Origin of the sequence: Bartonella sp. 1-1C (assembly GCF_002810325.1) — a bacterium.
GTDB lineage: Bacteria > Pseudomonadota > Alphaproteobacteria > Rhizobiales > Rhizobiaceae > Bartonella > Bartonella rochalimae.
Window position 1 is genome coordinate 1162811 of sequence record NZ_CP019489.1, and the last position, 25627, is coordinate 1188437.

Annotated in this window: 23 protein-coding genes and 1 pseudogene; 11 read left to right on the forward strand and 13 right to left on the reverse strand. The window is 35.8% G+C overall.

Annotated features, from left to right (window positions below):
* Positions 1–102: 102 nt before the first annotated feature.
* From B11cv2_RS05170 to B11cv2_RS05195, 6 genes and pseudogenes are all read right to left on the reverse strand, one after another.
* Complete coding sequence (locus tag B11cv2_RS05170) at positions 103–1722, reverse strand: ABC transporter substrate-binding protein (protein WP_100693618.1); 1620 nt, start codon at positions 1720–1722, stop codon at positions 103–105.
* Between the two features lie 740 nt (positions 1723–2462).
* Positions 2463–3090, reverse strand: a pseudogene (locus tag B11cv2_RS05175) (DNA-3-methyladenine glycosylase I).
* Complete coding sequence (xseA, locus tag B11cv2_RS05180) at positions 3068–4501, reverse strand: exodeoxyribonuclease VII large subunit (RefSeq protein WP_100693620.1); 1434 nt, start codon at positions 4499–4501, stop codon at positions 3068–3070. The pseudogene B11cv2_RS05175 and the gene xseA overlap by 23 nt, the downstream one beginning before the upstream one ends.
* A gap of 350 nt (positions 4502–4851) precedes the next feature.
* Complete coding sequence (locus B11cv2_RS05185; protein WP_100693621.1) at positions 4852–5652, reverse strand: TIGR02186 family protein; 801 nt, start codon at positions 5650–5652, stop codon at positions 4852–4854.
* Positions 5653–5654: 2 nt separating this feature from the next.
* Complete coding sequence (locus B11cv2_RS05190; protein ID WP_100693622.1) at positions 5655–6575, reverse strand: sulfite exporter TauE/SafE family protein; 921 nt, start codon at positions 6573–6575, stop codon at positions 5655–5657.
* 222 nt (positions 6576–6797) lie between these two features.
* Positions 6798–7454, reverse strand: a complete 657-nt coding sequence (locus B11cv2_RS05195) for a hypothetical protein (RefSeq protein WP_100693623.1) — start codon at positions 7452–7454, stop codon at positions 6798–6800.
* A gap of 326 nt (positions 7455–7780) precedes the next feature.
* On the opposite strand from B11cv2_RS05195, the gene B11cv2_RS05200 reads away from it, so the two are divergent.
* The 3 genes from B11cv2_RS05200 to B11cv2_RS05210 are packed head-to-tail and all read left to right on the forward strand — an operon-like array spanning position 7781 to position 11173.
* A complete protein-coding gene (locus B11cv2_RS05200) occupies positions 7781–8527 on the forward strand; it encodes an electron transfer flavoprotein subunit beta/FixA family protein (RefSeq protein WP_100693624.1) in 747 nt (248 codons plus the stop codon).
* Between the two features lie 51 nt (positions 8528–8578).
* The gene (locus tag B11cv2_RS05205) at positions 8579–9508 is read left to right on the forward strand and encodes an electron transfer flavoprotein subunit alpha/FixB family protein (RefSeq protein WP_100693625.1); all 930 of its coding nucleotides are present in this window, start codon (positions 8579–8581) and stop codon (positions 9506–9508) included.
* Between the two features lie 3 nt (positions 9509–9511).
* Complete coding sequence (locus B11cv2_RS05210; RefSeq protein ID WP_100693626.1) at positions 9512–11173, forward strand: electron transfer flavoprotein-ubiquinone oxidoreductase; 1662 nt, start codon at positions 9512–9514, stop codon at positions 11171–11173.
* A 278-nt stretch (positions 11174–11451) separates the two neighbouring features.
* Here the strand turns inward: B11cv2_RS05210 and B11cv2_RS07580 are convergent, their stop codons facing one another.
* From B11cv2_RS07580 to B11cv2_RS05245, 7 genes are all read right to left on the reverse strand, one after another.
* Positions 11452–12651: a flagellin gene (locus B11cv2_RS07580; protein ID WP_100693627.1), complete on the reverse strand. Its 1200-nt coding sequence runs from the start codon at positions 12649–12651 to the stop codon at positions 11452–11454.
* A 163-nt stretch (positions 12652–12814) separates the two neighbouring features.
* The gene (locus B11cv2_RS05220) at positions 12815–13597 is read right to left on the reverse strand and encodes a pyrroline-5-carboxylate reductase (RefSeq protein WP_100693628.1); all 783 of its coding nucleotides are present in this window, start codon (positions 13595–13597) and stop codon (positions 12815–12817) included.
* 265 nt (positions 13598–13862) lie between these two features.
* Complete coding sequence (locus tag B11cv2_RS05225; protein ID WP_100693629.1) at positions 13863–14108, reverse strand: hypothetical protein; 246 nt, start codon at positions 14106–14108, stop codon at positions 13863–13865.
* A 90-nt stretch (positions 14109–14198) separates the two neighbouring features.
* On the reverse strand, positions 14199–14570 hold the full coding sequence (locus B11cv2_RS05230; RefSeq protein WP_100693630.1) for a YraN family protein: 372 nt from the start codon (positions 14568–14570) through the stop codon (positions 14199–14201).
* Complete coding sequence (gene rsmI / locus B11cv2_RS05235) at positions 14551–15459, reverse strand: 16S rRNA (cytidine(1402)-2'-O)-methyltransferase (protein ID WP_100693631.1); 909 nt, start codon at positions 15457–15459, stop codon at positions 14551–14553. The genes B11cv2_RS05230 and rsmI overlap by 20 nt, the downstream gene beginning before the upstream one ends.
* Before the next feature lie 54 nt (positions 15460–15513).
* Positions 15514–16215, reverse strand: coding sequence for an orotidine-5'-phosphate decarboxylase (gene pyrF, locus B11cv2_RS05240; protein WP_100693632.1), 702 nt, complete (start codon positions 16213–16215; stop codon positions 15514–15516).
* Between the two features lie 64 nt (positions 16216–16279).
* Entirely contained in the window at positions 16280–17380 is a 1101-nt protein-coding gene (locus B11cv2_RS05245) for an Mrp/NBP35 family ATP-binding protein (RefSeq protein WP_100693633.1), read from the reverse strand.
* Between the two features lie 379 nt (positions 17381–17759).
* Between B11cv2_RS05245 and B11cv2_RS05250 the strand changes: the two genes are divergently transcribed.
* From B11cv2_RS05250 to B11cv2_RS05290, 8 genes are all read left to right on the forward strand, one after another.
* Positions 17760–17936, forward strand: coding sequence for a hypothetical protein (locus B11cv2_RS05250; protein ID WP_245406965.1), 177 nt, complete (start codon positions 17760–17762; stop codon positions 17934–17936).
* Positions 17937–19461: 1525 nt separating this feature from the next.
* Entirely contained in the window at positions 19462–19596 is a 135-nt protein-coding gene (gene rpmH, locus B11cv2_RS05260; protein WP_078673950.1) for a 50S ribosomal protein L34, read from the forward strand.
* A gap of 104 nt (positions 19597–19700) precedes the next feature.
* Positions 19701–20063, forward strand: coding sequence for a ribonuclease P protein component (gene rnpA / locus B11cv2_RS05265; RefSeq protein WP_100693634.1), 363 nt, complete (start codon positions 19701–19703; stop codon positions 20061–20063).
* A 10-nt stretch (positions 20064–20073) separates the two neighbouring features.
* On the forward strand, positions 20074–21912 hold the full coding sequence (yidC, locus tag B11cv2_RS05270) for a membrane protein insertase YidC (RefSeq protein ID WP_100693635.1): 1839 nt from the start codon (positions 20074–20076) through the stop codon (positions 21910–21912).
* Positions 21909–22553, forward strand: a complete 645-nt coding sequence (gene yihA, locus B11cv2_RS05275; protein WP_100693636.1) for a ribosome biogenesis GTP-binding protein YihA/YsxC — start codon at positions 21909–21911, stop codon at positions 22551–22553. The genes yidC and yihA overlap by 4 nt, the downstream gene beginning before the upstream one ends.
* A gap of 132 nt (positions 22554–22685) precedes the next feature.
* Positions 22686–23378: a glutathione S-transferase family protein gene (locus B11cv2_RS05280; RefSeq protein ID WP_100693637.1), complete on the forward strand. Its 693-nt coding sequence runs from the start codon at positions 22686–22688 to the stop codon at positions 23376–23378.
* Positions 23379–23936: 558 nt separating this feature from the next.
* Positions 23937–24743 carry a 4-hydroxy-tetrahydrodipicolinate reductase gene (gene dapB, locus B11cv2_RS05285; RefSeq protein WP_100693638.1) on the forward strand — a complete coding sequence of 269 codons (807 nt, stop codon included), beginning with the start codon at positions 23937–23939 and terminating at the stop codon, positions 24741–24743.
* Between the two features lie 35 nt (positions 24744–24778).
* Positions 24779–25399, forward strand: coding sequence for a 2,3-bisphosphoglycerate-dependent phosphoglycerate mutase (locus B11cv2_RS05290; RefSeq protein ID WP_100693639.1), 621 nt, complete (start codon positions 24779–24781; stop codon positions 25397–25399).
* Positions 25400–25627 lie beyond the last annotated feature (228 nt).

Here is a 25627-nt window from a genome sequence, read left to right on the forward strand (position 1 = left end):
GCACCTTATTTTTATTTTCCTATGTTATGTATAGAGAAATATACTTTATATTCGATTTCTCGAATTACTTATCCTTTATACATCGCATAATCCAATATACATCTATTTTTCAATTGTATGATAGAAAATGCGCGATGCACCATTCCAACTCCATTTTTTAATAACAGGGGAGATGGCTACAACATTATATTTCTGATACAGAAAAGCATAAGGTCCTTTTTGCATAAAGTCGTTTTGTAAATCAACATATCTTTGTGCCCGTTTTTCTTGATCTTTTTCAAACAAAGCGTCTTGAACTTTTTGATTCATCTCTTCATCAAAATACCCATGTTGCCAACTAGGATAAGCTGTATTTTTAGCTTCAAACCGATTATCAGGGTTGTAAACAACCCGTGAAGCTGTTGTATGAGGATCTACAGATTCACTATTCCATCCCAAAATAATTGTTTCAAAAGCACGTGCATAAGCTTTTGAAAAAAGCTGTGTTCCTGCGAGACGCTTAATGTTCAGACGAATACCAACCTTTGCTGCATTATCTTGAATGGATTGAACAATCTGCAAAGAATTAGAAGCTCCTATAAGAACACTTATTTCAAATCCATTTGGATACCCTGCCTCAGTTAGAAGCTGCTTAGCTTTTTCAAGATCAAGCTTAAAAGGCAGTCCTTCTTTTTCATTTAAAGCACCTAAACTTCCGATAGGCATAAAACTAGCACGAGGAATACCAGTACCTTTCAACACTGTTTTACCAAGCCCTTCATAATCAATCAGATAACGCAAAGCCAAACGCACTTTTTCATTGGATAAAATAGGATGTGTCATATTAAATCCCCAATAAAACATGGCTGACTGCAATACTTTTTCAACCTTAATATCTGTTTTTTCTTGAAGATCTTCTAAAATCTCAACCGTCAAATCACGAGCTACATCAACATCTTTTTTTTCTAGTAACAAACGTTGTGTACTTGGCTCAGCAACATGGCGGATCAGAATTTTTTTAAGTTTCGGTTTTTCCCCCCAATAATGAGGATTAGCACCCAACAACACCGCTTCTCCTGCATGCCAATTGATTAACTGATAGGGTCCAACACAAGCTGAATGAGTCGCTAGATATTGGCTTCCCATATCACCATTCTTTTCGTGTTTCAGAATTGTTTCACGATCAAGCAAAAGAGCAACACGATTAGCAGCAATACTATTAAGAATGAGCTCCGCTGGATATGGCTTATCAAATTTCATCACAACAGTTTTTTCATCGAGCGCTTGAATAGCACCATCAAATGTTTGTTTGGTAATACCATACTCTTTAAATGCTGTTGCACCTGCCATATCTAATTCAATAATCCGTTTCATACTCCAAACAAAATCATGAGCATTAGCAGATCGACCATCAGCAAACTTCAAATCATCGCGCAAATGAAAAGTAATTACTGTATTATTCTCACCTGAAACATCCCAACTCTTTGCTAAACTAGGAACAATTTTAGTTGCATCATTGGGAGAAGAATCAGCCAAGCTAGAGCAAACATTGAGAATAATTTCATGACTATAAACATCACTGATTTGTGCTGGATCAAACGTTTTAATTGCATCAAGATTCCAAGCCATTACAAACGTATCAACAGGTGTTTTTGCTAGTGTTTTTTGCTCAGAAATGCTCATAGATGCAAGAACAGAAACAAAAAAACAACTCACTTTAAATATATTCTTTTTCATATTCATGGACTTTCCTTCCAGAATTTCATTATATAGATCAGTCACTTACATATAAATCAATGAATTTACACCAGAAAACACTGAATAAACATAACACAAGTGTCTCTGTATACATAGTTATTACTTTATTAATCAATGATACTTATTTCTTCATTGCACTATAAAAAACACTTTACTCACCATATCACAATCTCTTTTTGATAATCAAGCACGACTGTAACATGATAGTTTGGTATTGTAAGTATATCAAATCTTTTTGAATAACTGCTTCGACTAAAAGGGACCTAACTTTTAAAAACCAAATTAAAAAATAAGCCATCTTTGCATTATAAGTCTTCAAAACGCTATAAAATACAGAACACCAATCTCTCTGATCACTTTCCCAAATTACCGTAATCAAAAAACACCATACAACTCAATGTATTTTATTCATTGAAAAATAAATCTATCATATAGTTTCACAAAAACATACTCTTTTTAATTTTAATATTTATTCCCTTTCAGAAATATCATAAAATTCTAAATATTAAATTGTGCACGACATCGATATCTCTAACCTAATTAAGCACTCTAGTGAAGAGAGATTTTTTTTAAGCTTAGATGCAAAAATTTCTTCTTAAAATATTAATTTACAACTGAAAGATCTCATACACCCTACATAAACATTCAAATATTATTTTGTATGATAAAAATTTTATAACCGTGCTTAAATTTAAATCGTGCTTAAATTTAAATATTGTACAAATTTATCGACAAAAACATCCTTCACAATGATCATTAACAATCCCTACTGCCTGCATAAAAGCGTAACAAGTAATAGGGCCAACAAATGTCCAACCACGCTTTTTTAAATCTTTAGAAAGACAGATAGATGCAGGGGTTACAGAATTAGTTTTCCATGTCTGAAAATCTGTCTTCTCATATTGTTCAGACTGTAGTATCTGAAAAGACCAAAAATAATGAGATAAACTGCCCCATTCTGCTATAATTTCTTGGGCTTTGAGAGCATTATTAACAACTGACCTAATTTTACCTCGATGGCGAATAATGCCTTTATCTTGCATCAATATTTCTATTTTTTTTTCATCATACTGTGCAATCTTTTCAAAATCAAAACCATCAAAAGCATCATAAAAATTGGATATTTTTCTTAAAATTGTTAACCAAGCAAGTCCTGCTTGAAAGCCTTCAAGACAAATTTGCGCAAACAAAAGACGATCATCAAAAACAGGCTTTCCCCATATATCATCATGATAAGCACAATAAAGTGGGTCAGTCCCTGCCCACGAACAACGAATTTTTCCATCTTTACCCATAAGAAGACCTTTATCAAGCATGAATATTCACCCTATCAAAAAAGCGTTCCTTGATCATCATCCTGCCACTGTTTTAATCGCTTCTTCGGTTTTGGAACGTTCTTAGACACAGAATTACAAGTTGAAACATTAATTTTACCATCAAAAAATCGTAAGCTTATCTGTCCTGTTTTAGGAAACTGTGCTAATCGTTTAATTGGTTTATTCTCTTGCTCTAATGCTAAAACAAAACCACGCTCTAAAATACTTTGATAAGATGTACTTTTTAAAAGTCTAAATGTCATTTTTATTTGGGTACGTTTTTTTTCAACATTACGTAAAAAAGCATGATGAAGGCGTACTGTATACTCTTTTGTATTTTGTTGTGCTTTTTTAGTATTCAACAAACGTGGGGAAAGTCGGATAACAAGTGTATAAAAATAAAAACGTTTTTTATCATAATTAACACAAAGAGCACGTTGTAACCGACTTGAAATTTCATCAAAACTACGCCGCGGCAAAGCAAATAACTGATCAGCAGTAGGAAGACCTCGTACAACAGCAGATAATTTTTGTTTATAAAAACTAAAATAACGCGCAGCTCCTACGCGAAAGCGTAAGCTAAGTGAAGCTAAGTGTGTTTCAAGATCGAATTTAACTGGTACAGCTTTTTCCGCCGCTCCTGTAGGAGTGGGTGCTCGCCAATCTGCAACATAATCAATGAGTGTCCAATCTGTTTCGTGCCCAACTGCAGAAATAATTGGAATAGCAGATACACTAACAGCACGGACAACGGCTTCGTCATTAAATCCCCATAGGTCTTCTAAACTGCCCCCACCACGCGCCACAATAATAAGATCAGGCTTAGAGATAGCATTCTCTAAAGGTAGAGCATTAAAGCCAGCAATAGCAGCGGCCACTTCTTGACCGCTAGTCTCTCCTTGGACCCGTACAGGCCAAACCAAAATATGTAAAGGAAAACGGTCTGATATACGATGAATAATATCACGGATAACAGCTCCCGTTGGTGACGTCACGACTCCTATAACACGAGGCATATAAGGCAATTTTTTTTTCTTCGCCTCGTCAAACAAGCCTTCATCTGCAAATTTTTTCTTACGATTTTCTAAAAGAGTCATCAAAGCGCCAACCCCTGTTGGCTCAAGAGAGTCAATAATAATTTGATATTTTGATGATCCCTGATAAGTTGTTAACTTACCTACAGCAACCACTTCCATCCCTTCCTCAGGAGGAAATTGGAGTTTTTCTACCACACCTCGCCAAATAACAGCTTCTAATCGAGCTTTATCGTCTTTTAAAGCAAAATAGGCATGCCCTGAAGCGTGTACACCGCGATAACCTGATATTTCGCCACGCACGCGTACATAACCAAACTTTTCTTCAACAATACGTTTTAAAGCTCCTGCTATTTCAGAGACACTAAACTCTGCCACATTTGTTGCTACTGATTTTTCAAGAAACAAATCCATCGTATTCTTCAATTCGCTTATATTGATGATAGACTAAAGTATACTGATAAGATAACATATGTTTTCATTATTTTTGTCCATAACACATCGTCTTGGAAGAAAACCTATTCATCTTTTTTAGGAAAGATAGACTTTTAAATCTTTACCGACAACAGGAATTATAATTTTTTAAATTTCTTCCATGTTATTTTAACATCAATACCACATTCACTCTTATTGCATACAAATATTGATTGATGGAAGCATTGTTCAGAAAAAGAAATTTATATTTAAGCAATAAAACATTATTATTTTTTCTTTTATATAATCATTCAACAGAAAAATTAAACGCCTTACAGTTTTTCTTTATCCTAATCTTTCCGAAAAGCAAAGCGGCACAAAAATCCTGTAATTACAGCAATAAGAACAGCAACTATTCCATACCAAAAGCTGTGTTTGCGTGCTTCATGAAAAATTGTATAGACAACATGTGCTTTAACAATCTCAAGAGTAGTTGTCGCACTACTTACATACTGCCCATCACGGAAAAGGTAAGCATTCACATGATAACGTCCAACAGGAACATTTGCAGGTAATTGAAAATGTGCTGTAAATAAGGAACCAGAACCAAAATAAACACCACCCACTTCTTCATGATAGAGATTTTTAGCTTTCTGCAACTTTATCAACTCACTCCGAAAACTTTGTATTTTTTCTTGATCTTTTTCACTGGTTGAAAGAAAAAAATAAGGTAATCCTAGACCTAAACGTTTATAACTCTCATCATCAGTGATATTCTCTATTTCACGCGTTGTTACCATTGAATAAAATAGAGGAGCATTTTTAAAAGTTACGGAATCTGCGTTAACCCATATTCCTAACTTACGTTTCTTTTCTCTTACAATGATCGATCGAGTTTGCCCTTCTAAACTAACAATAACATCGTAACGATTTTGTTGGCGGAATAACGGATTCATATTTTCCAAAACACCAGCAATATAAAGATCATGACCGGAAAAATTTGCACCAACTGTGATCGTTTTTGTTGTAACAATAATCTGCATAACCTCCTTCTTTTCTGATACAATTTCCTCACTGCTCTGTGCCTCTATAGAGAAAGAAACAACACAAAACCAGCTTGAGACGGTAAATAAGAGGAAAAATTTACCCATTATCATCCCATAAGAATAACAAGAGAAAAAAGATTATCAGGGCGTATAAATAACTGGAAAGCTAAGCGCATACATACAATTATAACAAGAAACGCAAGTGCCAGACGTAATTGTTCTGCTTTTAACTTTTGTCCAGTCCTTACTCCATATTGGGCTCCAATCCCCCCTCCAATCGTAAGTAAAAAAGCTAAAACAATATCAACTGACTGGTTACTTACACTTTGCAGAACTGTCGTAAAGGCTGATACAAATGTCATCTGAAAAAGTGAAGTTCCAACCACCACACTGGTAGGAACATGTAAAAGATAAATCAGTGCTGGCACTGTAATGAATCCACCACCAACACCCATAATGGAAGACAATAATCCCACAACAAAACCAATTCCTAAAACTGGAATAATACTTACACAAATCATCGATGCTTGAAAATAAACTTTAAACGGCAATCGATCGATCCAATTATAATAACGAGGAGAATGAGGCATGACCTTTTCTTTTTTACGCCATCGCATCATAGTACATAAACTTTCAACCATCATCAAACTTCCAATACTTCCAAGAAGAAAGACATAAAGAAGTGCAATCATAAAGTCTAACTGCCCTAGTTTTCTGAGAAGAGAAAAAACTTGAATACCGACCAAAGATCCAACTCCCCCTCCAATCACCAATAGAATACCAAGTTTAATGTCAAGAGTACGTTTTTTGAAATGCGTAATTGCTCCCGTTACAGATGACGCAATTACCTGGTTAGCTCCTGTTCCAACAGCAATGGTAGGAGGGATATTATAGAAAATCAATAAAGGCGTAATTAAAAAACCACCACCAATTCCAAAAAGGCCTGAAAAAAAACCAACGATTGCCCCCATGCTAACTAAAATTAGCATACTCAATGACAATTCAGCAATTGGTAAATAAATACTCACTAATTCAAAATATTCAAAAATTTAAGATTTGTTTTTAATTTTTTCTTTCAATATTTTTTATTTTTATCTTTATAAGACAACCTTGACATCACACATATTGCTGCAAAGATATACATGAGTGTTCATAACACATCTCTTATATTCTTCATGTAACTGAATAGCAACACACTAAAACTAATAATAGATAAGATTACATAATAACGTAAAAGTATATTCTAAAAACTATTCTTTGAAAGAAAATGCACGCCGAACCCCTGTAAAGAAACCACTTAAGAAGTGAACATCGGATGAATTTTTATCTGTTAGAGAATTTTTCAATGGTTCTGCAGAATTCGTTGATAAGGAACTTATATTCTCTTGTTTTGATATATCATCAGTATTTTTTTGTCTTGGCTGCATTTTACCTTTTCTCAAAATATTGGACGTTTCATAAGATTGAGAATTCTTATTTTTTTCACGAACTATATGTGCAAGATAGTACACAACCGCATTAATTGATTTTGAAGATGATTTACACTGTTTTATGATTGTTTTTTGTAAATTTTCTTTTTCACAAAGAAGAGTTTGAACGAGTATTTTAATCTGCTCTAAATCCTCAAAAAGTTTTTCTTCTTTCTGATTTCGAGCGTAATGCTCAGCCAAAATCGCTCGACTAATTTCATTTAAATAAGACTCTATACTATCATCTACAGGGCCCTGCTTAGCCAGCCGATCATGCGCTTTTTTTATCTGCATTTTTTCATAAACATACCGTAACTTAGCAGAAATATCTGACATCCTTATTCCATAAGGTGCTTGTATTTCTTGAATTTTATTAACAGTAGAAGGAGAACAATGTTTATGCTTAACTGGCTTCAGAACATCGTGTTTTATACTCACAGATCCCACCCCTTACCTACATTCAATATGAATCATATTAATTAATGAAAAATGTGACCTATTTTAGTAAATAGAGTTTTAAGAATAGTAAAAAAATTGAAAATAATTGTATAAGATTAAGGAGGCTAAACGTATTTTTATAACCAAATAGAATAAATATTGAGACGAAACAAAAACTATGCGTTAAAAATAGAGAGAAAAATACAAATAAACACAGAGAAGCTTATATAAATAATAAAGAGCTATGATAAAATTCAATTTTAAATGATTTGGTTTCCCATAATTATTACTATAAACTCGTAGGCATATAAACAAAGAGGATCATCATGAAAATAGTTGTCGCTGTCAAACGTGTTATTGATCACAATATCAAAATACGTGTTAAATCTGATAGCACAGGTGTTGATTTATCCCATGTTAAAATGTCTATGAACCCTTTTGATGAAATCGCTGTAGAAGAAGCAATTCGACAAAAAGAAGCTGGAAAAATTTCAGAAATTATTCTTGTTTCAATTGGGCCAGAAGCAGCGCAAGAAACCTTACGAACAGGACTTGCAATGGGAGCAGATCGCGCTATTCTCGTAAAAACTAATGAAATACTCGAACCCTTAGCAATTGCTAAAATTTTAAAAGTTATTATTCTTGAAGAAAAACCAGATATGGTCTTTTTAGGGAAACAAGCCATTGATGATGAATGCAATCAAACTGGCCAAATGCTCGCAGGCCTTCTTGGTTGGGGACAAGCAACTTTCGCTTCACATTTAAATATAGAAAATGGACAAGCTCAAATCACCCGAGAAGTAGATAACGGCACACAAACTATTTGCCTTCCTCTTCCCATGGTTATGACTGTTGATTTACGGCTTAATGAGCCACGCTATACCTCCCTGCCTAATATTATAAAGGCTAAAAAGAAACCCATCGAACAAAAGGATATTGCTCATCTTTGTATCAATACGCAAAAGCGTCTCACAACGCTTAGTGTTGAAGAACCCAAACCCCGTCAAGCTGGTATAAAAGTAGCAAATGTCACTGAACTTATTAGTGCACTCAAAAAAACAAATTGCATTTAAAATGCGCTAACAAATGATCAAAAGTAATAACGCATAAAAGGGCAACAACTTATGGCAATTCTTTTATTAGCTGAACACAATAATCATTCCTTAGCAGAAGAAACAGCGAAAGCTCTCACTGCTGCTCAATCCATTGGGAATGATATCGACATTCTTGTTTGTGGTATGAAAGTTCATGCTGTTGCTGAACAATGTGCTCAATTGGTTGGCGTTCGACAGGTACTTGTCGCCGAAGCTGACTATTTAGCATATCAATTAGCTGAACCCGTAGCAGCGACAATTGTTGAACAAGCACCTGCTTATGACGTGATCATGGCAGCTTCAACAACCACTGGAAAAAATGTCATGCCGCGCGTCGCTGCTCTTCTTGATCTCATGCAAATTTCAGACATTATCGCTGTTGTTGCACCTGATACCTTCAAGCGACCAATATACGCTGGTAATGCTATTGAAACTGTACGCACAAATGATCGTCAAAAAATTATAACAGTGCGTACGGCTTCTTTCTCGCCAACACCCAAAGGAAATATTGCCCCTATTAAAACAATAACACCAGCTCCTAATCCAAATCTTTCTTTCTTTGTCAAAGAAGAAATAAACAAAAGTGATCGTCCAGATCTTACGTCAGCACCCATTATTGTATCAGGTGGACGAGGCCTCGGTTCGGAAGAGCAATTTAAAGCACTCCTTTTGCCGCTTGCAACCAAGCTCGGTGCTGCCTTAGGAGCAAGCCGAGCAGCCGTCGATGCAGGCTATGCCCCTAATGATTGGCAAATCGGACAAACAGGAAAAGTCGTTGCTCCTAAACTCTATATTGCTATTGGTATCTCTGGTGCTATCCAACATCTAGCGGGAATAATGGATGCACAAATCATTGTTGCTATTAATAATGACGAGGAAGCTCCGATTATGCATATTGCTGATTACGTTCTTGTAGGTGATCTTCATCATATTATTCCTGAACTGGAAAAAGCTTTGTAAATCATGAATACAGAGAGACATACCCAGCGTGAAACGATAGAATGTGATATTGCTGTTGTAGGTGGAGGACCAGCAGGACTTTCTGCTGCTATCCGTTTAAAACAGATCAATCCTGAACTTTCTGTTATAATACTTGAAAAAAGCACAGAAATAGGAGCGCATATTCTGTCAGGAGCAGTTATTGATCCCATTGGTATCGATACACTTTTGCCAGACTGGAGAAATGAGGAAAGTCACCCTTTCAAAACACCGATCAGTAGTGATCAATTTTTTCTACTCACATCAAAAAATGCCCGAATATTTCCTAATATTCTCCGCCCTCCCATTTTATCAAATAATGGGTGCTATATTGTTTCGCTCGGAAATGTCTGTCGTTGGCTAAGCAAAAAAGCTGAAGAATTGGGTGTTGAAATTTATCCTGGCTTTCCAGTATCCGATATTCTCTGCAATGATCACGGAGCTGTTATTGGTGTCCTTACAGGAGATATGGGTGTTGAAAAAGATGGAATTCCTGGAACAAATTATATACCAGGTACAGCTCTGTTGGCAAAATATACCCTGATTGCAGAAGGGGCACGTGGCTCCATTGCTAAACAACTCATAAAAAAATTTAATCTTAGCAAAAATAGGGAACCACAAAAATTTGGTCTCGGTCTTAAAGAATTATGGGAAATTGATCCTCAAAAGCACAAACTTGGTTTAATTCAACATTTCGCTGGTTGGCCATTGGATAATTATACCGGTGGTGGAGGTTTTCTCTACCACCAAGCAGAAAATTTGATTTCTGTTGGTTTTGTCGTGCATTTGGATTATAAAAACCCTTATATCTCTCCTTTTGAAGAGTTTCAACGTTTTAAAATGCATCCTAAACTCTATGAGCTTTTTAAAGGTGCAAAACGTCTCGCGTATGGTGCACGCTCCATCAGTGAAGGAGGATGGCAATCTGTTCCAAAACTCACCTTTCCTGGTGGAGCGCTGATTGGCTGTTCTGCTGGTTTTGTCAATGTACCTCGTATCAAAGGTTCACATAATGCTATATTATCCGGCATATTAGCAGCTGAAAAAATCGCCATGGCTCTTACCCAAGGTCGCGCCCATGATGAAGTTACAGAAATTGAAGACCACTGGCGCAAAGGCCCTATTGGCAAAGATCTTTATACAGTCCGGAATGTTAAACCACTCTGGACAAAATACGGGACAAAATACGGTATCATGCTAGCGGGTCTTGATTTATGGTGGCAACAATTTTTCGGTTTTTCTTTATTTAAAACACTTCCTCATGGAAAAGAAGACTATGCATGTCTTGAACCCAAAGAAAAATTTTATCCTATTTCTTATCCTAAACCAGATGGGATTGTAACCTTTGATCGTCTTTCTAGTGTAGCTCTTTCAAACACACACCACGAAAAGAACCAACCTTGCCATCTCAAAATCATTTCCATAGAAAAACAAAAAAACTCTGAATATGCAATCTATGGAGGTCCCTCAACACGCTACTGTCCTGCCGCCGTCTATGAATGGATCAAACAGGATGATCATGAAACTTATATGATCAATGCTTCAAACTGCATACATTGCAAAACTTGTGATATAAAAGATCCTAATCAAAACATCCATTGGACCTGTCCACAGGGAAATGAAGGGCCTATTTACAAAAATATGTAATGAAAGGTTTCTGCCAAAAAAATTGGATATTCTAAATTCAATCAAGAATGCATTTTATTCAAAAAAATTCTTAATATTTTTAATAGTGCAAGATTGATGGACTCAACTCCTAAAACAAAGCGAAAAACATTGTACATCATATCTTCAAATATAAGCCTTGGATAATTGCTCGTAAATTAACCTAACTTCATCACTGACTCTCTTTTAAAAACCTAAAAAAGGCTATGCAACGCATAGCCTTTCTACTCTACATTTACTAAACTATACTCAATAAATTACTAATTACGAAACAAGGCTAAAATATTCTGGCTTCCCTGATTAGCTATGGAAAGAGCCTGAATACCAAGCTGTTGCTGAACTTGCAAAGCAGCCAATTTAGCAGATTCTGCATTCATGTCAGCATCAACAAGTGCACCAATACCTACTTCAATATTATCGAGCAACTTTTTAACAAAGTTTAACTGAATATTCACCAAATTAACAGCAGCTCCAATTTTAGAACCTGCAGTCAAAGTTACATTAACTGCATCACGTACTGTATTCTGAACGCTCGTCAAAATCATACGTTGGATATCTGAGTGCAACTCGCCCAGACCTTTCAATTCAGTAAAATCAGCTAAAGTCATACCATTAAGCACAGTTTGGAATGCACTTTTTGCTTCACCGTATTCTTTTTGGCCGTCGTCCACAGCTTTTTCAGCAGTTTTTACAGCTGTTTTAGCGTCTTCTACAGCTTTTTTAGCAGCCGCATCTTCAGGATTGGCAGCAAGCACAGCTTCTGCCTTGGCAAGATCAGCCTTTGCCTTCGTTACGGCGTCTTCTAACTCCTTATACTTAGTATGCGCAGTACTGAATTCTTCAATTCCCTTCGCAACGACATCTTCTCCACTTTCGCCCTTGCTGGTTCCAAAGATACCTGCCAAGACACCCTGAGACATATCAATCGCACCATCAGGACCAATAACACCAAAATTCAATTCTGGACCACCAACATCAATCATATCAACATAAACAGCTGTACCTTCACGACGATACCCTGCTGCCATACCAACAGTCTGACCTCCATTGGAGAGAATATTCTTTCCACCAAAAGAAGCTGATTGAACTGCATTAGAAATATTTCTCATATTTCCTAAAATAGAGTCCTGAATCTTAGCAATGTCATCGCTCCCTTTTTCACGAGCAGAAACCATTGATTTTTGAATATCATCAAGAGCTTCTTTGGTAAGACCAATTGCTGTATCAGCAATACCAACCTGTTCTTTACCCAGATTAATTGCATCTACAATAGCACTCATCGTGTTACTGTCATGTCTCATCATTGATGAAATTGACCAATATGCAGTGTTTTCAGAAGCATTATTGATACGCAAGCCTGTCGAAACGCGATCTTTCGACCGATCTAAATTAGCATCAATGTTACGTAAAGTTTGCAATGCAGTCATTGCGGATTTATTTGTAAGTAAACTTGTACCCATAATATCGTCCCCATAACGAAAAAATAAAAAAGGGACATGCTGTTCTACGCAGCGAGTGACAGAACGACATCATGCCTATTGAATAAATAGAATAGAATTCAACCTATCACTGCAGTTATTGGTATCAAATAAAAAATGATTAATCAAGTTTTTATTGAGTTTATCAACAAGCTTTTATTTTTTGCAAAGTTTTCTCAAGAGCCATTGTTAAAGCGTGTTGCCCTCCTTGATGAGAAAAGCAGTTTGATAAAAACTCATTGGTTCCTCCTTTCGTTGAAAACTCTCTTTCAAAGGAAGAAAAATCAACAGCTGTTAAATGATTACCTTCTATTTGCTTGCGCATTTCATCGGAAAGATTACCAAACATCATGGCAAGAAAATTTGCTGAATAAAACGGATCTAATCCCTTATTTATCAACCACTGATGCGCTGTTTCTATAAAATTAAAATAAACCCCCATCAATGAACCCGCCGTCATAAAAAGATTAAACTGATCTTCTTCATTAAGGATAAGCGCACCCCCCAACGCATTAAACATCCTGCGTAAAAATGGATGATCTGGATAGATTGGTGTTACATTTTTGCACTCTGTAATAAAAGGCAATGGAACAGCGCGATAAACTTTATGATTGATCCATTCCTCAACATCTGCCATTGGTGCCATCGCAAGAACAGAAACAACAAGCTGATTCGAACGAAAAGAAAGACCACGTAAGACCTCTTCTGCAATTTGATTAGGCAAACACAGAAAAACACAATCACTCACGTCCAATAATTTTTGGTTATTTTCTGCAATTGTCACCTTCTCATACATACGCGCAAGATGCTCTGCCCTCTGTTCATTACGCGGAGAAACGATAATTGACTGTACATCAAAAGTGCTTGCCATTAAACCATCCACCATTGCAGCACTAATTGTACCTGTCCCAAGAAAACCAATTCTCATTTCTATTTCTCATCCTCGTCATCATAAATAAAGCTTATTACTACCCAAGATTCACGCAAAGTTCTTTCCAATAAAAATGGATCATTTCTTCGAAAACAAACTTTGTTCTATAAAAACCTCTATAGTTTAATCTAAACATTATAGCGTGATGAAAAATGAACATACTCTTTTTCTGTTCTTATCTTTAAAAATCTTTTATCTGTGTATACAATGCATCCTAACGGATAGGCGAGCATACACAAAAATCACTTTAGCGCGATCTGTTTCATTGAATATAATAGCCAATAGAAGCAGCAACAGATAAAATAGCAAGAATAATCATTCCTAAATAAATTTTAGGTTTATCCAATAAAATTGAAAAAGCAGAAAACCAACCAATAATAGCCGCCAATAATGCAAACAAAAAACCTGGTTTATTCATAGTCACAATATGCACTGCCATTAAACCACTAATAATCAACATTCCAAAAACAACGAGTAATCCCGTTGCAAACTTTTCATAATCATCCATACTTGTCCTCATCTTGAGAAATATCTCTTCTTCTCTCTCAGTCTATATGCATAAAGACAGAATAGCTTTGGCAATTATGGTGAAATATATTTATTGAGAAGGCTCAAAAAATGCCGGCACATGATGAGGCCAACACCATGGCAAAATTGCAATCAAATCAAAACGGACGCATAAAAGGGAACGATCCTTTTGTTGAGCAAGCCAAATATCAGCTGTTGCCTCAATACGCTTTTCACTTGTTCGACAAACAGCAGTCATTGCTTCGGCCAATGTTGAACGTGCTTTGACTTCAACAATTAAAACAAGATTTCCACGTCTTGCTATTAAATCAATTTCACCACATTTTGTTTTAAATCGCCTTTTAACAATACGAAATCCTTTCAAACGCAACCACCAAGCTGCCAATTTTTCTGCACGAATACCCCAATAAAAAGAGACTTGTCTACGTTTTTGTTGATTCATCTCTTTTTCCCTTTAAAAGAGTTAAACACTGAAAAAGTTCCTGTTTTTTATACCCTGTTTTTTTTGCAGCTAAAGCAGCTGCTTTGGCTGCAGGATGAACACTTGCTAAGTCTAGCAATATCTTATTAATTTCATGAGGGCTTATTGCTTCGAAAGAATTGGTTTCTTCTCCGACCAGTACAACAATTTCCCCACGAATACGATCTTTCTTTTGATAGTTTTCAACTAAATTTCCTAAAGTAGAAACATCCACTGTTTCAAACTTTTTGGTTAATTCACGACATATGGCCGCTGGACGATCAGCTGTAAAAATAAGAACCATATCTTGTAACGCTTCTAAAAGGCGGTGAGGTGATTCATAAAAAACTAAAGTTGCAGGCACAGCCTTTAATTGTTCTAACTGCTTCTGACGTTGCGTTTTTTTCGTACTCAAAAAGCCTGCAAAGAAAAAACTGTCCGTAGGAAGACCTGTCGTTATAAGCGCTGCTAAAAGAGCTGATGCACCAGGAATCGGAATAATTTTATGACCTGCTTTCCGTGCTTCTTCTACCAATCTAAATCCAGGATCAGAAATAAGAGGAGTTCCAGCATCTGATACAAGTGCCACCGTTTTATTTTCTGCCAATGCTGCTAACAACCTCAATCGTGCTTTTTGTGCATTATGCTCATGATAAAGAAAGAGTTTTCTCCGAATACCATAATGATCCAATAAAACACGCGTTACTCGTGTATCCTCACAAGCTAAAAGATCAACCCCTGCAAGGACTTGTAAAGCACGAATGGTTATATCTGCAAGATTGCCAATAGGGGTTGCTACCAAATAAAGCCCTTGTTCGATAACAGGTGCAGAATAAGCGTGAGCACCTATAAAATACGCCTTTTCACTCATGCTCTTCCTTTATCCTAGGTATTCTCTTTTTCTACAAGATTACACCTATAGCTTTCACTGATGATGACCAACCATTTCTGCTAAAATTGCTTGAGCTGCAGCTAAAGGATTAATCGCTTGAACAATCGGACGTGCTACCACAAGATGGCTTGCACCAGCATCTAATGCCTCCTTTGGAGTCATCACACGTTTTTGATCACCTTTATCACTTCCTGCGGGACGAATCCCTGGTGTTACTAAGGCCATATCAGTTCCAATAATCTTCCGCAAATTGGCTGCTTCACGGGCGGATGCAACAATTCCACCCATCCCTACTTCTCGAGCTTGTTCAGCTCTTTTAATTGTCAAATCTGCTAAATTCTCTTTATAACCGGCATTTTTCAGATCAACTTCATCCATTGATGTCAATACCGTCACCCCCAACAAACATAAGTCACTTCCTTGAGCTGCTGAAACAGCTGCTTGCATGGCTGTTGGATAAGCATGAATCGTTAGCATTGAAACACCCAATTTTGCAATATTTTCTACAGCTTTCGCAATCGTATAATCAATATCTAGGAGTTTCATATCAAAAAAGACTTTTTTTCGCGCTTGAATAAGATCTCTAACGAATTCCATTCCTCCAGAAAAAACAAACTGATAACCAATTTTATAAAAACTGATATAATCACCTAATTGTGTAACTATTTTTTCTGCTTGCTTCATATCTGGAACATCTAACCCAACAATAAGACGTCCATCCATTGTCTCTCTCATAAAAATACTCCGTTAGATTTCATCATTATTCGGTCTCAATGAATCATACGAAAAAAACAAAAATTCAAGAAAGTTTATCTTTCACTTGGTGAATCATTGTACGATAAAGCTGGGCGTGCTCTCCTCTAGGATCAGCAACAAAAATTGGCACCCCATCATCTGAAGAAGATCGTAAAACTGGATCAAGTGGCACTTCTGCCAAAAAAGGAATTCCCCGACTTTCTGCTTCTGATCGTGCTCCACCATAGCCGAAAATATCATAGCGTCTTCCAGTATCAGGAGCAATAAAATAACTCATATTCTCAATAACTCCTAAAATAGGAACTTCAACTTTCATAAACATTTCTATAGCCTTGCGCGCATCAATCAAAGCCAAATCTTGTGGAGTCGAAACAATCAATGCCCCTGTTAACTGAACTTGTTGAACAAGCGTTAATTGGGTATCTCCTGTCCCTGGAGGCATATCAACTACCAAAACATCAAGAGGCCCCCATAAAACATCTCTCAGTAATTGAGTTACCGCAGCCATTACCATAGGCCCACGCCATACTATCGGTTTTTCTTCTTCAATCAAAAAACCCATCGACATTAATTTGAGACCAAATTTTTCAAGAGGTTGTAGCTTTTTACCATGAATCATTTCTGGTTGTTGATTAACAAGCCCCGTCAAACGTGGCAGAGAGGGACCATAAATATCTGCATCCATTAAACCCGTTTTAAAACCAGCATCTTGTAAAGCTAATGCAATATTCATTGCCATTATAGATTTACCAACGCCTCCTTTTCCAGAAGCAACTGCAAGGACATGTCGCACACCTTCTATCGGTGTTTTCCTGAGTAAAGCGCCACCTACTTTACGTTTTGGCCCATGAACAGTTGTATTTTTATTGACCTGAGAAGAAAATGTCTTCGATTTTTTTTCTGCTGTAAGCGTAACTATAACGCTTTTAACGCCTTCCATGGCAGACACAACTTCTTCAGCAGCACAACGCAATGATTCAAATTCCTGCAGACATCCATCAGGAACAGTAATCGAAAAGAAGACCTTTCCATCAACAATAAATATTTCTGAAAGAAGTCCTAATGATACAATATCACTCTCAAAATTAGGGCCTTTAACTTTATGTAATTCTTTGCGGATAGCCTCGCGTGTAATAGAAACCACGCTCTTTCCTCTCTGTACAAATGCTAGATAATACGGCAATAAGGATGAAAAATTTTCAAATTAACCGCCTACCTAATTTCTCTCTTATTAAAAATAATGATACTGTATTCAAAAGCACAATGCATCCGATAATTTGAAAACAAACAATTTTAAAATATAAAGCTATGAAAAATAAAATCCTTCTTTCTTAATACAAAAACAATATAGAATTTATCTTACATTTCAATCTTTTGAATGCTTATTATAATGCAAAAAACAAAAATAAATTAACAGATAATTGATCATGTTCTTAGACAATATTCTAATGTTTAAAATGTGTTACATTTTAATTGTTGTGTTACGCCTTTGATTATATTGTAATATACAAGGTAAGAGTGAAATGGCTAAAACAACATTTACCTTTCGCGTTGATGATGGATTAAAAAATGAATTCTCTAAAGCAGCAAAAGCACATGATAAATCTGATGCACAACTTTTGCAAGATTATATGCGTGATATCGTAAAAGAACAAAAAGAAAAAAGTGCATATAATTTATGGTTTAGGGACCAAGTGTAACTTGGAATAAATTCTGTTAATGCAGTCGATATAATATCTTCTGAAGAAATCTAAGCAGAAGCAGAGGAATAGCGCTTGGAAACACTATAATTTTAAATTTTCAAAATTAAAAAACGCTTTATAATTTGCAATATAGGTTGGGTTAAGGCCGATGTATCTACATATTATTGCACTTTAGCAATAATATACAAAACATCACCAGGTGATCAACAATTAGGAAAATGGAACTGTAATAGCATACCTGGAAAAGCTATTTTGGATCTAGCTAAAATCGCAATGATTTTAGACAGACCAGTAGTAGTAACCCTTCAGAGTGGTAACGTTACAGCAAAAGACGTATTAGCCATTACTTTGAAATAAAATCAACAATCATGTCACAAATTTATCTTTTACATCGAAAATTTTGCTCTGTAGTTTGCAAATATAAGAGATCTCTATAGTTTATTTATAGAGATTTATCATTTGAATCTTAAAATTAAGTAGAACGAGAAATATCTCTTTTTTTCTTTAATAGTTTTAGAAGAAAATCCTTGCCTAATTATAAACAAAGCCATTTCTATTTTTCGTCAAGGCTTTCAACTGAATTTTAACCTTGCTGCCATAGCAGCAATTCTTCCATTGTTGATCCATTTAAAATATGTATATGCTCAACGTCTGCCACAGCACCCAAGACCTGAATAATCATCTTTCCTATAATATCTATGATACTCAGACCATTGTCCAAAAGCAATGCCTTTATTTATAATAGACATCAACAATATATAAATCATATCTGCAGTATTACGCCTGAACCTATCCATTTACATACAGATGATCGTATCATCTTTCTCGGTAATGTTAAGGAACCGTTGTAAACTTTTATATTTGTCTATAGCTCCTGTCATCATATCAGTAAAATACGATCGATCTTCCTTACTTCAACCTTTAAGCTTAGCTACTTTCAATTCTAATTTTAAAAGAAATAAAGTGCACATAATTTATGGTTTAGGGAACAGGTGCAACTTGGAATAAAGTCTGCTAATGCAGGCCACATAATATCTTCTGAAGAAATCGAAACAGAAGCAGAAAAATGGTGCTTAGAAACACAAAGTAAACTAAATAGAAATAGATAAACTTTATGAAGCTTATTTGGACGCAAAGAGTACATACTGATCGCAAAAAGATACGTGAATATAGAGCACAAGATAATCCTTCTGCTGCTTTAAATTTGATAAACTTTTATCTGAAAAAGTAGAAAAACTTGTTAAACTCTCTACTCTTGATCGTTTAGGACGCATTATAAATCCACGTGAATTTATTGCATATCCAAATTATATCATCATTTTCTCGATAAAACGACGAACTCAATGCACATTCAATAACAGTTTGTTTTCACATTTCTAACAAATACTCTACAATTGACTTTTTTCATATTTTCTTTTATTGAAAACGGTGTTCACTTTAAAAATTTTTGATAAATGAATTTATTTATCAAGCAAATATATAATAGAACCAAGAAGGGCCGTACACCACGGTATTTAAATAAATGAAACGTACTTACCAACCCTCTAAACTTATTCGTAAACGTCGTCATGGTTTCCGTGCTCGTATGGCAACCGCTAGTGGACGTAAAATTATTGCAGCTCGGCGTGCTCGTGGCCGCAAGCGGTTATCTGCTTAATTATAAATTTCACCAATGAACCAGAATATTTGCTTTTGTATATAAAGATCAAATATACAGATTTATAGAATAAGCATTTAGCAAAACTGCAAAGAATCTTTTATATGAAACAAAAGCACCCTTGTCGCATTCGCAAGAGAGTAGATTTTTTGGCTGCACGTACAGGAGAAAAGCGGCGTGGTCCTTTGTTTTTACTTGAAATAAAGCCCCGTGAACAAACAGCAAAGACTAAAGCTCCTCTTACCGCACGCGTAGGCTTTACTGTCACACGAAAAAATGGCAACGCTGTCCAACGTAACCGTATTAAAAGACGTCTGCGTGAAGCTGTTCGAGTTGGACTAGTAAATGAGATGGAAGCAGGAACTGATTACGTTATTATTGGCCACCGTAATGTTCTCCATGTACCTTTCACGTCTCTCATTAGTGAATTAAGCCGACGAATAAGACGAAAAACACAACGGCAGTAGGATAATATAGATGGAATATAATCGTAATTTTTTTATCGCCATTGGGCTATCTTTTGTGGTTTTCGTTGCATGGCATTTTTTGTACATTGTTCCTCAACAAGCAAAATTACAAGAATCAAAAATAACTACACAAAAATTATCAAACCATAATGCAGCACTTCCCACAAATGATCCATATTTTTCTCATAATGCATCGACAGATGACACAGTACCTGTAGCCAATCGTCCTATAACACCTGAAGTCCGTAAAGCAGAATTAGCCAAAACAAATCGTGTTTTGATCAAAACCAATGAGCTTGAAGGCTCTATTAATCTTGTTGGTGGGAAATTTGACGATCTTCTGCTCAAAAAATATCGTCTCAAAGTAGATAAAAAATCACCTGAAATTATTCTGTTGAATCCTAATGGGCTTCCAACAACTTACTTTGCTGAATTCGGTTTTACGAGTTCATCCTTACCAGCACAGGCCTTGCCACAATCCAATACAAAATGGCAACTTGAAGGTGATAATACAACATTAACACCCTCAACACCCATCACCTTAGTTTATAATAATGGACAGGGACAAATTTTTCACCGCACTTTTTCAGTCGATGAACATTACATGTTTACCATTAAAGATTCTATTAGCAATGAAAGTAGTAGCCCTGTATATCTTTCGTCTTATGCTCGAATTGCACGCGCTGCTCCACCAGAAGATACAAATGCAACCTATTTACTTCATGAAGGTATGATTGGTATTGCCGGTGACTCGCTTAAAACTGAAAAATACACAGCTTTAGCAGAACTTAGCCCTAATCCTCAAAATGGTCAGAAAAGTGTGATTTTCCCTAACATTACAAGAGGGTGGATTGGTATAACCGATAAATACTGGGCTGTAGCAGTTATTCCTCCACAAGACACAGAATATACAAGCCGTTTTGTTTATTTTGATCGACTAAATACCCATTATCAATCCGATCTGCAAAGTGCGCTCTTAACAGTTCCACCCCATGAAACAAAAACTATTACCAACCGTCTTTTTGCTGGTGCAAAGCGAGTTGAAATCATTAATCACTATCAAAATCAATTAAAAATTAATAAATTTAGTCTTCTCATTGATTGGGGTTGGTTCGATTTTATTACCAAACCGATGTTTGCTCTTATTGACATACTTTATAAATATACAGAAAATTTTGGTGTTGCTATCCTTCTTATCACAGTACTTTTGAAGATACTTTTATTCCCACTTGCTCATAAATCTTATAAGTCTATAGCGCGTCTAAAAGTTATACAACCAATGATGCTAGAAATTAAAGAAAAGTACGCAGATGATCGGAATAAACAACAACAAGCAATCATAGAATTGTATAAAACTAAAAAAATTAATCCTTTTGCGGGTTGCTGGCCCATACTGATTCAATTCCCTATATTTTTTGCTCTCTATAAAGTTCTTTATATTACCATTGAAATGCGACACGCACCTTTCTTTGGATGGATTCAAGACTTAGCAGCACCTGATCCAACTTCTATTTTTAATTTATTTGGCTTATTACCTTATGCAGTACCAACGTTTCTTATTCTAGGAGCATGGCCTTTAATTATGGGGATAACAATGTTCCTACAAATGCAAATGAATCCGCTTCCTCAAGATCCAACGCAAGTTGTCGTTTTCAGATGGATGCCGATTATCTTCACCATTATGCTCGCTTCTTTCCCAGCTGGCCTTGTCATCTATTGGGCATGGAACAATATATTATCAATTATTCAGCAAAGTATCATCATGAAATGTCAAGGCGTCAAAATTGAATTTTTTGATAATCTGAAAGCTATTGTGCAAAAAGATTCTAAAAAAGAAATACACAAATGATGCAATATCCTGACCTTTCTGGACTTTTTGTCCGCAATTGGATTTTCATTCGTGGGGTACCTACAATGAAATTTCTACCACCCGAAGGACCACCAGAAATTGCATTTGCAGGACGATCCAATGTTGGAAAATCTTCTCTTATCAATGCGTTAGTTCAACAAAAAAATTTAGCACGTACGTCTAATACACCAGGACGTACCCAAGAATTAAATTATTTCATACCCGACGGTTTTAATGAACAAACACACAATCTTCCTCCTGTAGCATTTGTAGATATGCCAGGTTATGGTTTTGCTAAAGCTCCTAAAAATCTCGTTAATGCATGGACACATTTAATTTTTGACTATTTACGGGGTCGTACAACCCTCAAACGGGTTTATGTTTTGATTGACTCACGCCATGGAATAAAAAAAAACGATACTGATACCCTTAATCTCCTTGACAAAGCAGCGGTCTCTTATCAAATTGTCTTAACAAAAAGTGATAAAATAAAATTCAATACGCTTGAAGCTCTAATAACAATGACAAAAACCAAACTTCTTAAACATCCAGCAGCTTATCCTGAAATTCTAGTAACTTCAGCAGAAAAAGCTTCTGGTTTAGAAGAATTACGCGCAGCTATTATACAAGCCATTGCATAACAATATATCTTTAATCAATGTATTATAAATATAGCTGGTAATGGTTAATAGTCTTGTGCTTATAGCCAAACGCTTTTATAAAATATTTTATTATTTGAAAGAATCCATCGACTCTATCTGATCATATAAATTATGCTAACACTTTTCCATTATCCTCTCTCTTCCGCTTCCCGTTTTATACGCATTATTCTTGAAGAATATGTTGTGGCAACTCAACTCATTGAAGAACATGAATGGGCGAGGAGGAGTGAGTTTCTTGCACTTAATCCAGCAGGACATTTACCAGTTCTTCTTGCTGAACGTGAAGTTCCATTATCAGGTGCCATTGTAATCTACGAGTATTTAGATGAAACACGTGGTAGTTTACGGCAAGAAAAGAGATTTTTCCCCGAAACTTCTTTAGAGCGAGCCGAAGTACGCCGCCTTGTTGATTGGTTTTTAAACAAATTTGAAAATGAAGCGACCCGCCATATTGTACGAGAACGAATCTATAAACGTGAAATGCCATTAACTCTTGGTGGTGGAGCACCTAACTCGCAAATTTTACGCAATGCTCGCGCTAATATTCCGCCACATATGAATTACCTAGAGTGGCTTTGTGCATCCCGCGATTGGCTCGCTGGATCTGAACTATCTTATGCCGATTTAGCAGCTGCAGCTTCTATTTCAGTACTTGACTTTTTAGCAGAAATTGACTGGAAACTTTTTCCTGCAGCTCGTGAATGGTATACGCGAATTAAATCTCGTCCTTCTTTTCGACCTCTTTTAATGGATCGCATTCGGGGAATTGCTCCTAGTTCTCATTATACTGATCTCGACTTTTAACTAGAAGCATATAGTCTAATCTTAAAAGCGATATCTATTGAACCATTGCATATCATTCTTAAAAACTGCCTTCATATAAAGAAAGTTTTTCTTCAATTTTCCAATAAAAGCGCTTGTGAAAACAACAGTATAAATCAAATCAATCATTGAAAACATATATTAATTATTAAACTAGAGATTACTTTCTCGCTTAGATCCGTTGTAATACATAAATATTCTATCCGCTTTAAAAAATCCTATACCTTTTATGCAAAGCTTATCTCTGAAACTCTCATCATTGTTTCACTACCATTCTTTCTAAAAAGATTGGAAACTTCTATCTCTTTAATATCAAATGAAGATTCCCTTTTTTAAAAGGAAATAATAATCTTTCAAAAGAAAATTTAGGATATCATTATAACGACTAAAATAACAAAATAAGAGAATAAATAACTCAGCAATCTGTAATAAAACACTATATAAAGATGTTTCCTTATCCTTATATAAATAAAAGAACAGTTGGAAAAAAAAAGAAACTTTGCCTATAATTTAAAAGTAGAACATTATAAGGAGAAAAATATGCGCCTTGCAGTCGTTGGTGCTAATGGAAAAATGGGAAGAGAACTGATTACAGCACTCCAAGATAGGCAAGATGTAAAACTAAGTGCTGCAATTGTACGCAAAGGATCACCTTTTGTAGGAAAAGATGCGAGCATATTGATTGGTTCAAACTCATTGAACATTCGCATCACTGATGATTTTGAAGAGGCCTTTTCTAAGGCAGAGTGTATTTTAGATTTTTCTCAACCAGCAGCTAGTATCATTTATGCAGATTATGCAGCCCAAAAAGGTCTTATCCACATTATTGGAACGACTGGATTTGATAAAAAAGAGGAAGAACAAATTGCTGCCTTTGCAGAACACACAACCATTGTCAAATCTGGAAATATGAGTCTTGGCGTTAATCTTTTAGCCAATCTCGTAAAGAAAGCAGCTAAAGCGTTAGAGGCTGACGATTTTGATATTGAAATTTATGAAATGCATCATGCTGAAAAAGTTGATGCTCCCTCTGGGACCGCCATTCTTCTTGGCAATGCAGCAGCTAAAGGACGCAATGTTACACTTAAAGATGTCAGTATTAGCGAACGCAATGGCTATACAGGTAAACGTAAAAAAGGCACTATTGGCTTTATCTGCTCACGAGGAGGAACAGTTATTGGCGATCACAGTGTTACTTTTGCAGGTTTAAATGAACGCGTTGTTCTTTCACACTTTGCGCAAAAACGTTCTATTTTTGCTCATGGCGCATTAAAAGCAGCACTATGGGCAAAAGAACGTAAAAATGGCCTTTATTCAATGCTTGATGTTCTAGGATTAAAAGATTAATTTTCATAATCAACAATCATCATAGGAATTTCAACGTGGGACGCAAACTTGTATTAATTCGTCATGGACAAAGCGAATGGAACCTAGCAAATCGCTTCACTGGCTGGAAAAATCCAGCGTTGACAGAAAAAGGCAATAAAGAAGCAATAGCAGCAGGGAAAAATTTAAAAGCAGCCGGATTTAAATTTGATATTGCTTATACATCTGTCTTACAGCGAGCTCAAAAAACTGCAGAACATATTTTAGAACAATTAGAGCAATCAAATCTGCACTTAGTGAAAAATACAGCATTGAATGAACGGGACTACGGTGATTTATCTGGTTTGAATAAAGATGAAGCACGTCAAAAATGGGGAGACGAACAAGTGCACATCTGGCGTCGTTCTTACACAATTGCTCCCCCTAATGGAGAAAGTTTGCGCGATACTGGTGCACGTGTTTGGCCCTATTATCTTCATCATATTCAACCTCATATTTTACGTTCTCAGACTGTTCTTATCGTAGCACACGGTAATTCTCTTCGTGCTCTTATTATGGCACTTGAAGGTCTCAATAATGAAGAAATCATGTTGCAGGAATTAGAAACCGGAATTCCTATTATTTATGAATTCAATAGTGATTCAACAATTAAATCAAAAGAAATCATTACGCCTTAAACTCCTAAAATGCATATAGAGAAAATTATTTCAAATGAATATGTCCAATAACAGCTCTCTCCATGACTATAAAAAATATAAACCTTACTTTAAAACCACAGCCATCGTTTCCAAACAATGAACTTGGAGTATTTTCCTTTCTGACGTACTTCTTTGGTTTTCTTAATAATTTTTGTAATTTGTCTTGCTTTATTGAATGATCTGCTAATATTTTTAGCAAATCCCTAT

Excerpts from the sequence above, each read along its gene's own strand:
- B11cv2_RS05185 (WP_100693621.1), bottom strand. The coding sequence starts at position 5,652 with ATGGGTAAATTTTTCCTCTTATTTACCGTCTCAAGCTGGTTTTGTGTT.
- B11cv2_RS05210 (WP_100693626.1), top strand. The coding sequence starts at position 9,512 with ATGAATACAGAGAGACATACCCAGCGTGAAACGATAGAATGTGATATT.
- pyrF (WP_100693632.1), bottom strand. The coding sequence starts at position 16,215 with ATGAGAGAGACAATGGATGGACGTCTTATTGTTGGGTTAGATGTTCCA.
- dapB (WP_100693638.1), top strand. The coding sequence starts at position 23,937 with ATGCGCCTTGCAGTCGTTGGTGCTAATGGAAAAATGGGAAGAGAACTG.
- B11cv2_RS05230 (WP_100693630.1), bottom strand. The coding sequence starts at position 14,570 with ATGAATCAACAAAAACGTAGACAAGTCTCTTTTTATTGGGGTATTCGT.
- B11cv2_RS05220 (WP_100693628.1), bottom strand. The coding sequence starts at position 13,597 with ATGAGAATTGGTTTTCTTGGGACAGGTACAATTAGTGCTGCAATGGTG.
- B11cv2_RS05225 (WP_100693629.1), bottom strand. The coding sequence starts at position 14,108 with ATGGATGATTATGAAAAGTTTGCAACGGGATTACTCGTTGTTTTTGGA.
- yidC (WP_100693635.1), top strand. The coding sequence starts at position 20,074 with ATGGAATATAATCGTAATTTTTTTATCGCCATTGGGCTATCTTTTGTG.
- B11cv2_RS05170 (WP_100693618.1), bottom strand. The coding sequence starts at position 1,722 with ATGAATATGAAAAAGAATATATTTAAAGTGAGTTGTTTTTTTGTTTCT.
- xseA (WP_100693620.1), bottom strand. The coding sequence starts at position 4,501 with ATGGATTTGTTTCTTGAAAAATCAGTAGCAACAAATGTGGCAGAGTTT.
- rnpA (WP_100693634.1), top strand. The coding sequence starts at position 19,701 with ATGAAACAAAAGCACCCTTGTCGCATTCGCAAGAGAGTAGATTTTTTG.
- B11cv2_RS05200 (WP_100693624.1), top strand. The coding sequence starts at position 7,781 with ATGAAAATAGTTGTCGCTGTCAAACGTGTTATTGATCACAATATCAAA.
- B11cv2_RS05205 (WP_100693625.1), top strand. The coding sequence starts at position 8,579 with ATGGCAATTCTTTTATTAGCTGAACACAATAATCATTCCTTAGCAGAA.
- rpmH (WP_078673950.1), top strand. The coding sequence starts at position 19,462 with ATGAAACGTACTTACCAACCCTCTAAACTTATTCGTAAACGTCGTCAT.
- yihA (WP_100693636.1), top strand. The coding sequence starts at position 21,909 with ATGATGCAATATCCTGACCTTTCTGGACTTTTTGTCCGCAATTGGATT.
- rsmI (WP_100693631.1), bottom strand. The coding sequence starts at position 15,459 with ATGAGTGAAAAGGCGTATTTTATAGGTGCTCACGCTTATTCTGCACCT.
- B11cv2_RS07580 (WP_100693627.1), bottom strand. The coding sequence starts at position 12,651 with ATGGGTACAAGTTTACTTACAAATAAATCCGCAATGACTGCATTGCAA.
- B11cv2_RS05250 (WP_245406965.1), top strand. The coding sequence starts at position 17,760 with ATGGCTAAAACAACATTTACCTTTCGCGTTGATGATGGATTAAAAAAT.
- B11cv2_RS05280 (WP_100693637.1), top strand. The coding sequence starts at position 22,686 with ATGCTAACACTTTTCCATTATCCTCTCTCTTCCGCTTCCCGTTTTATA.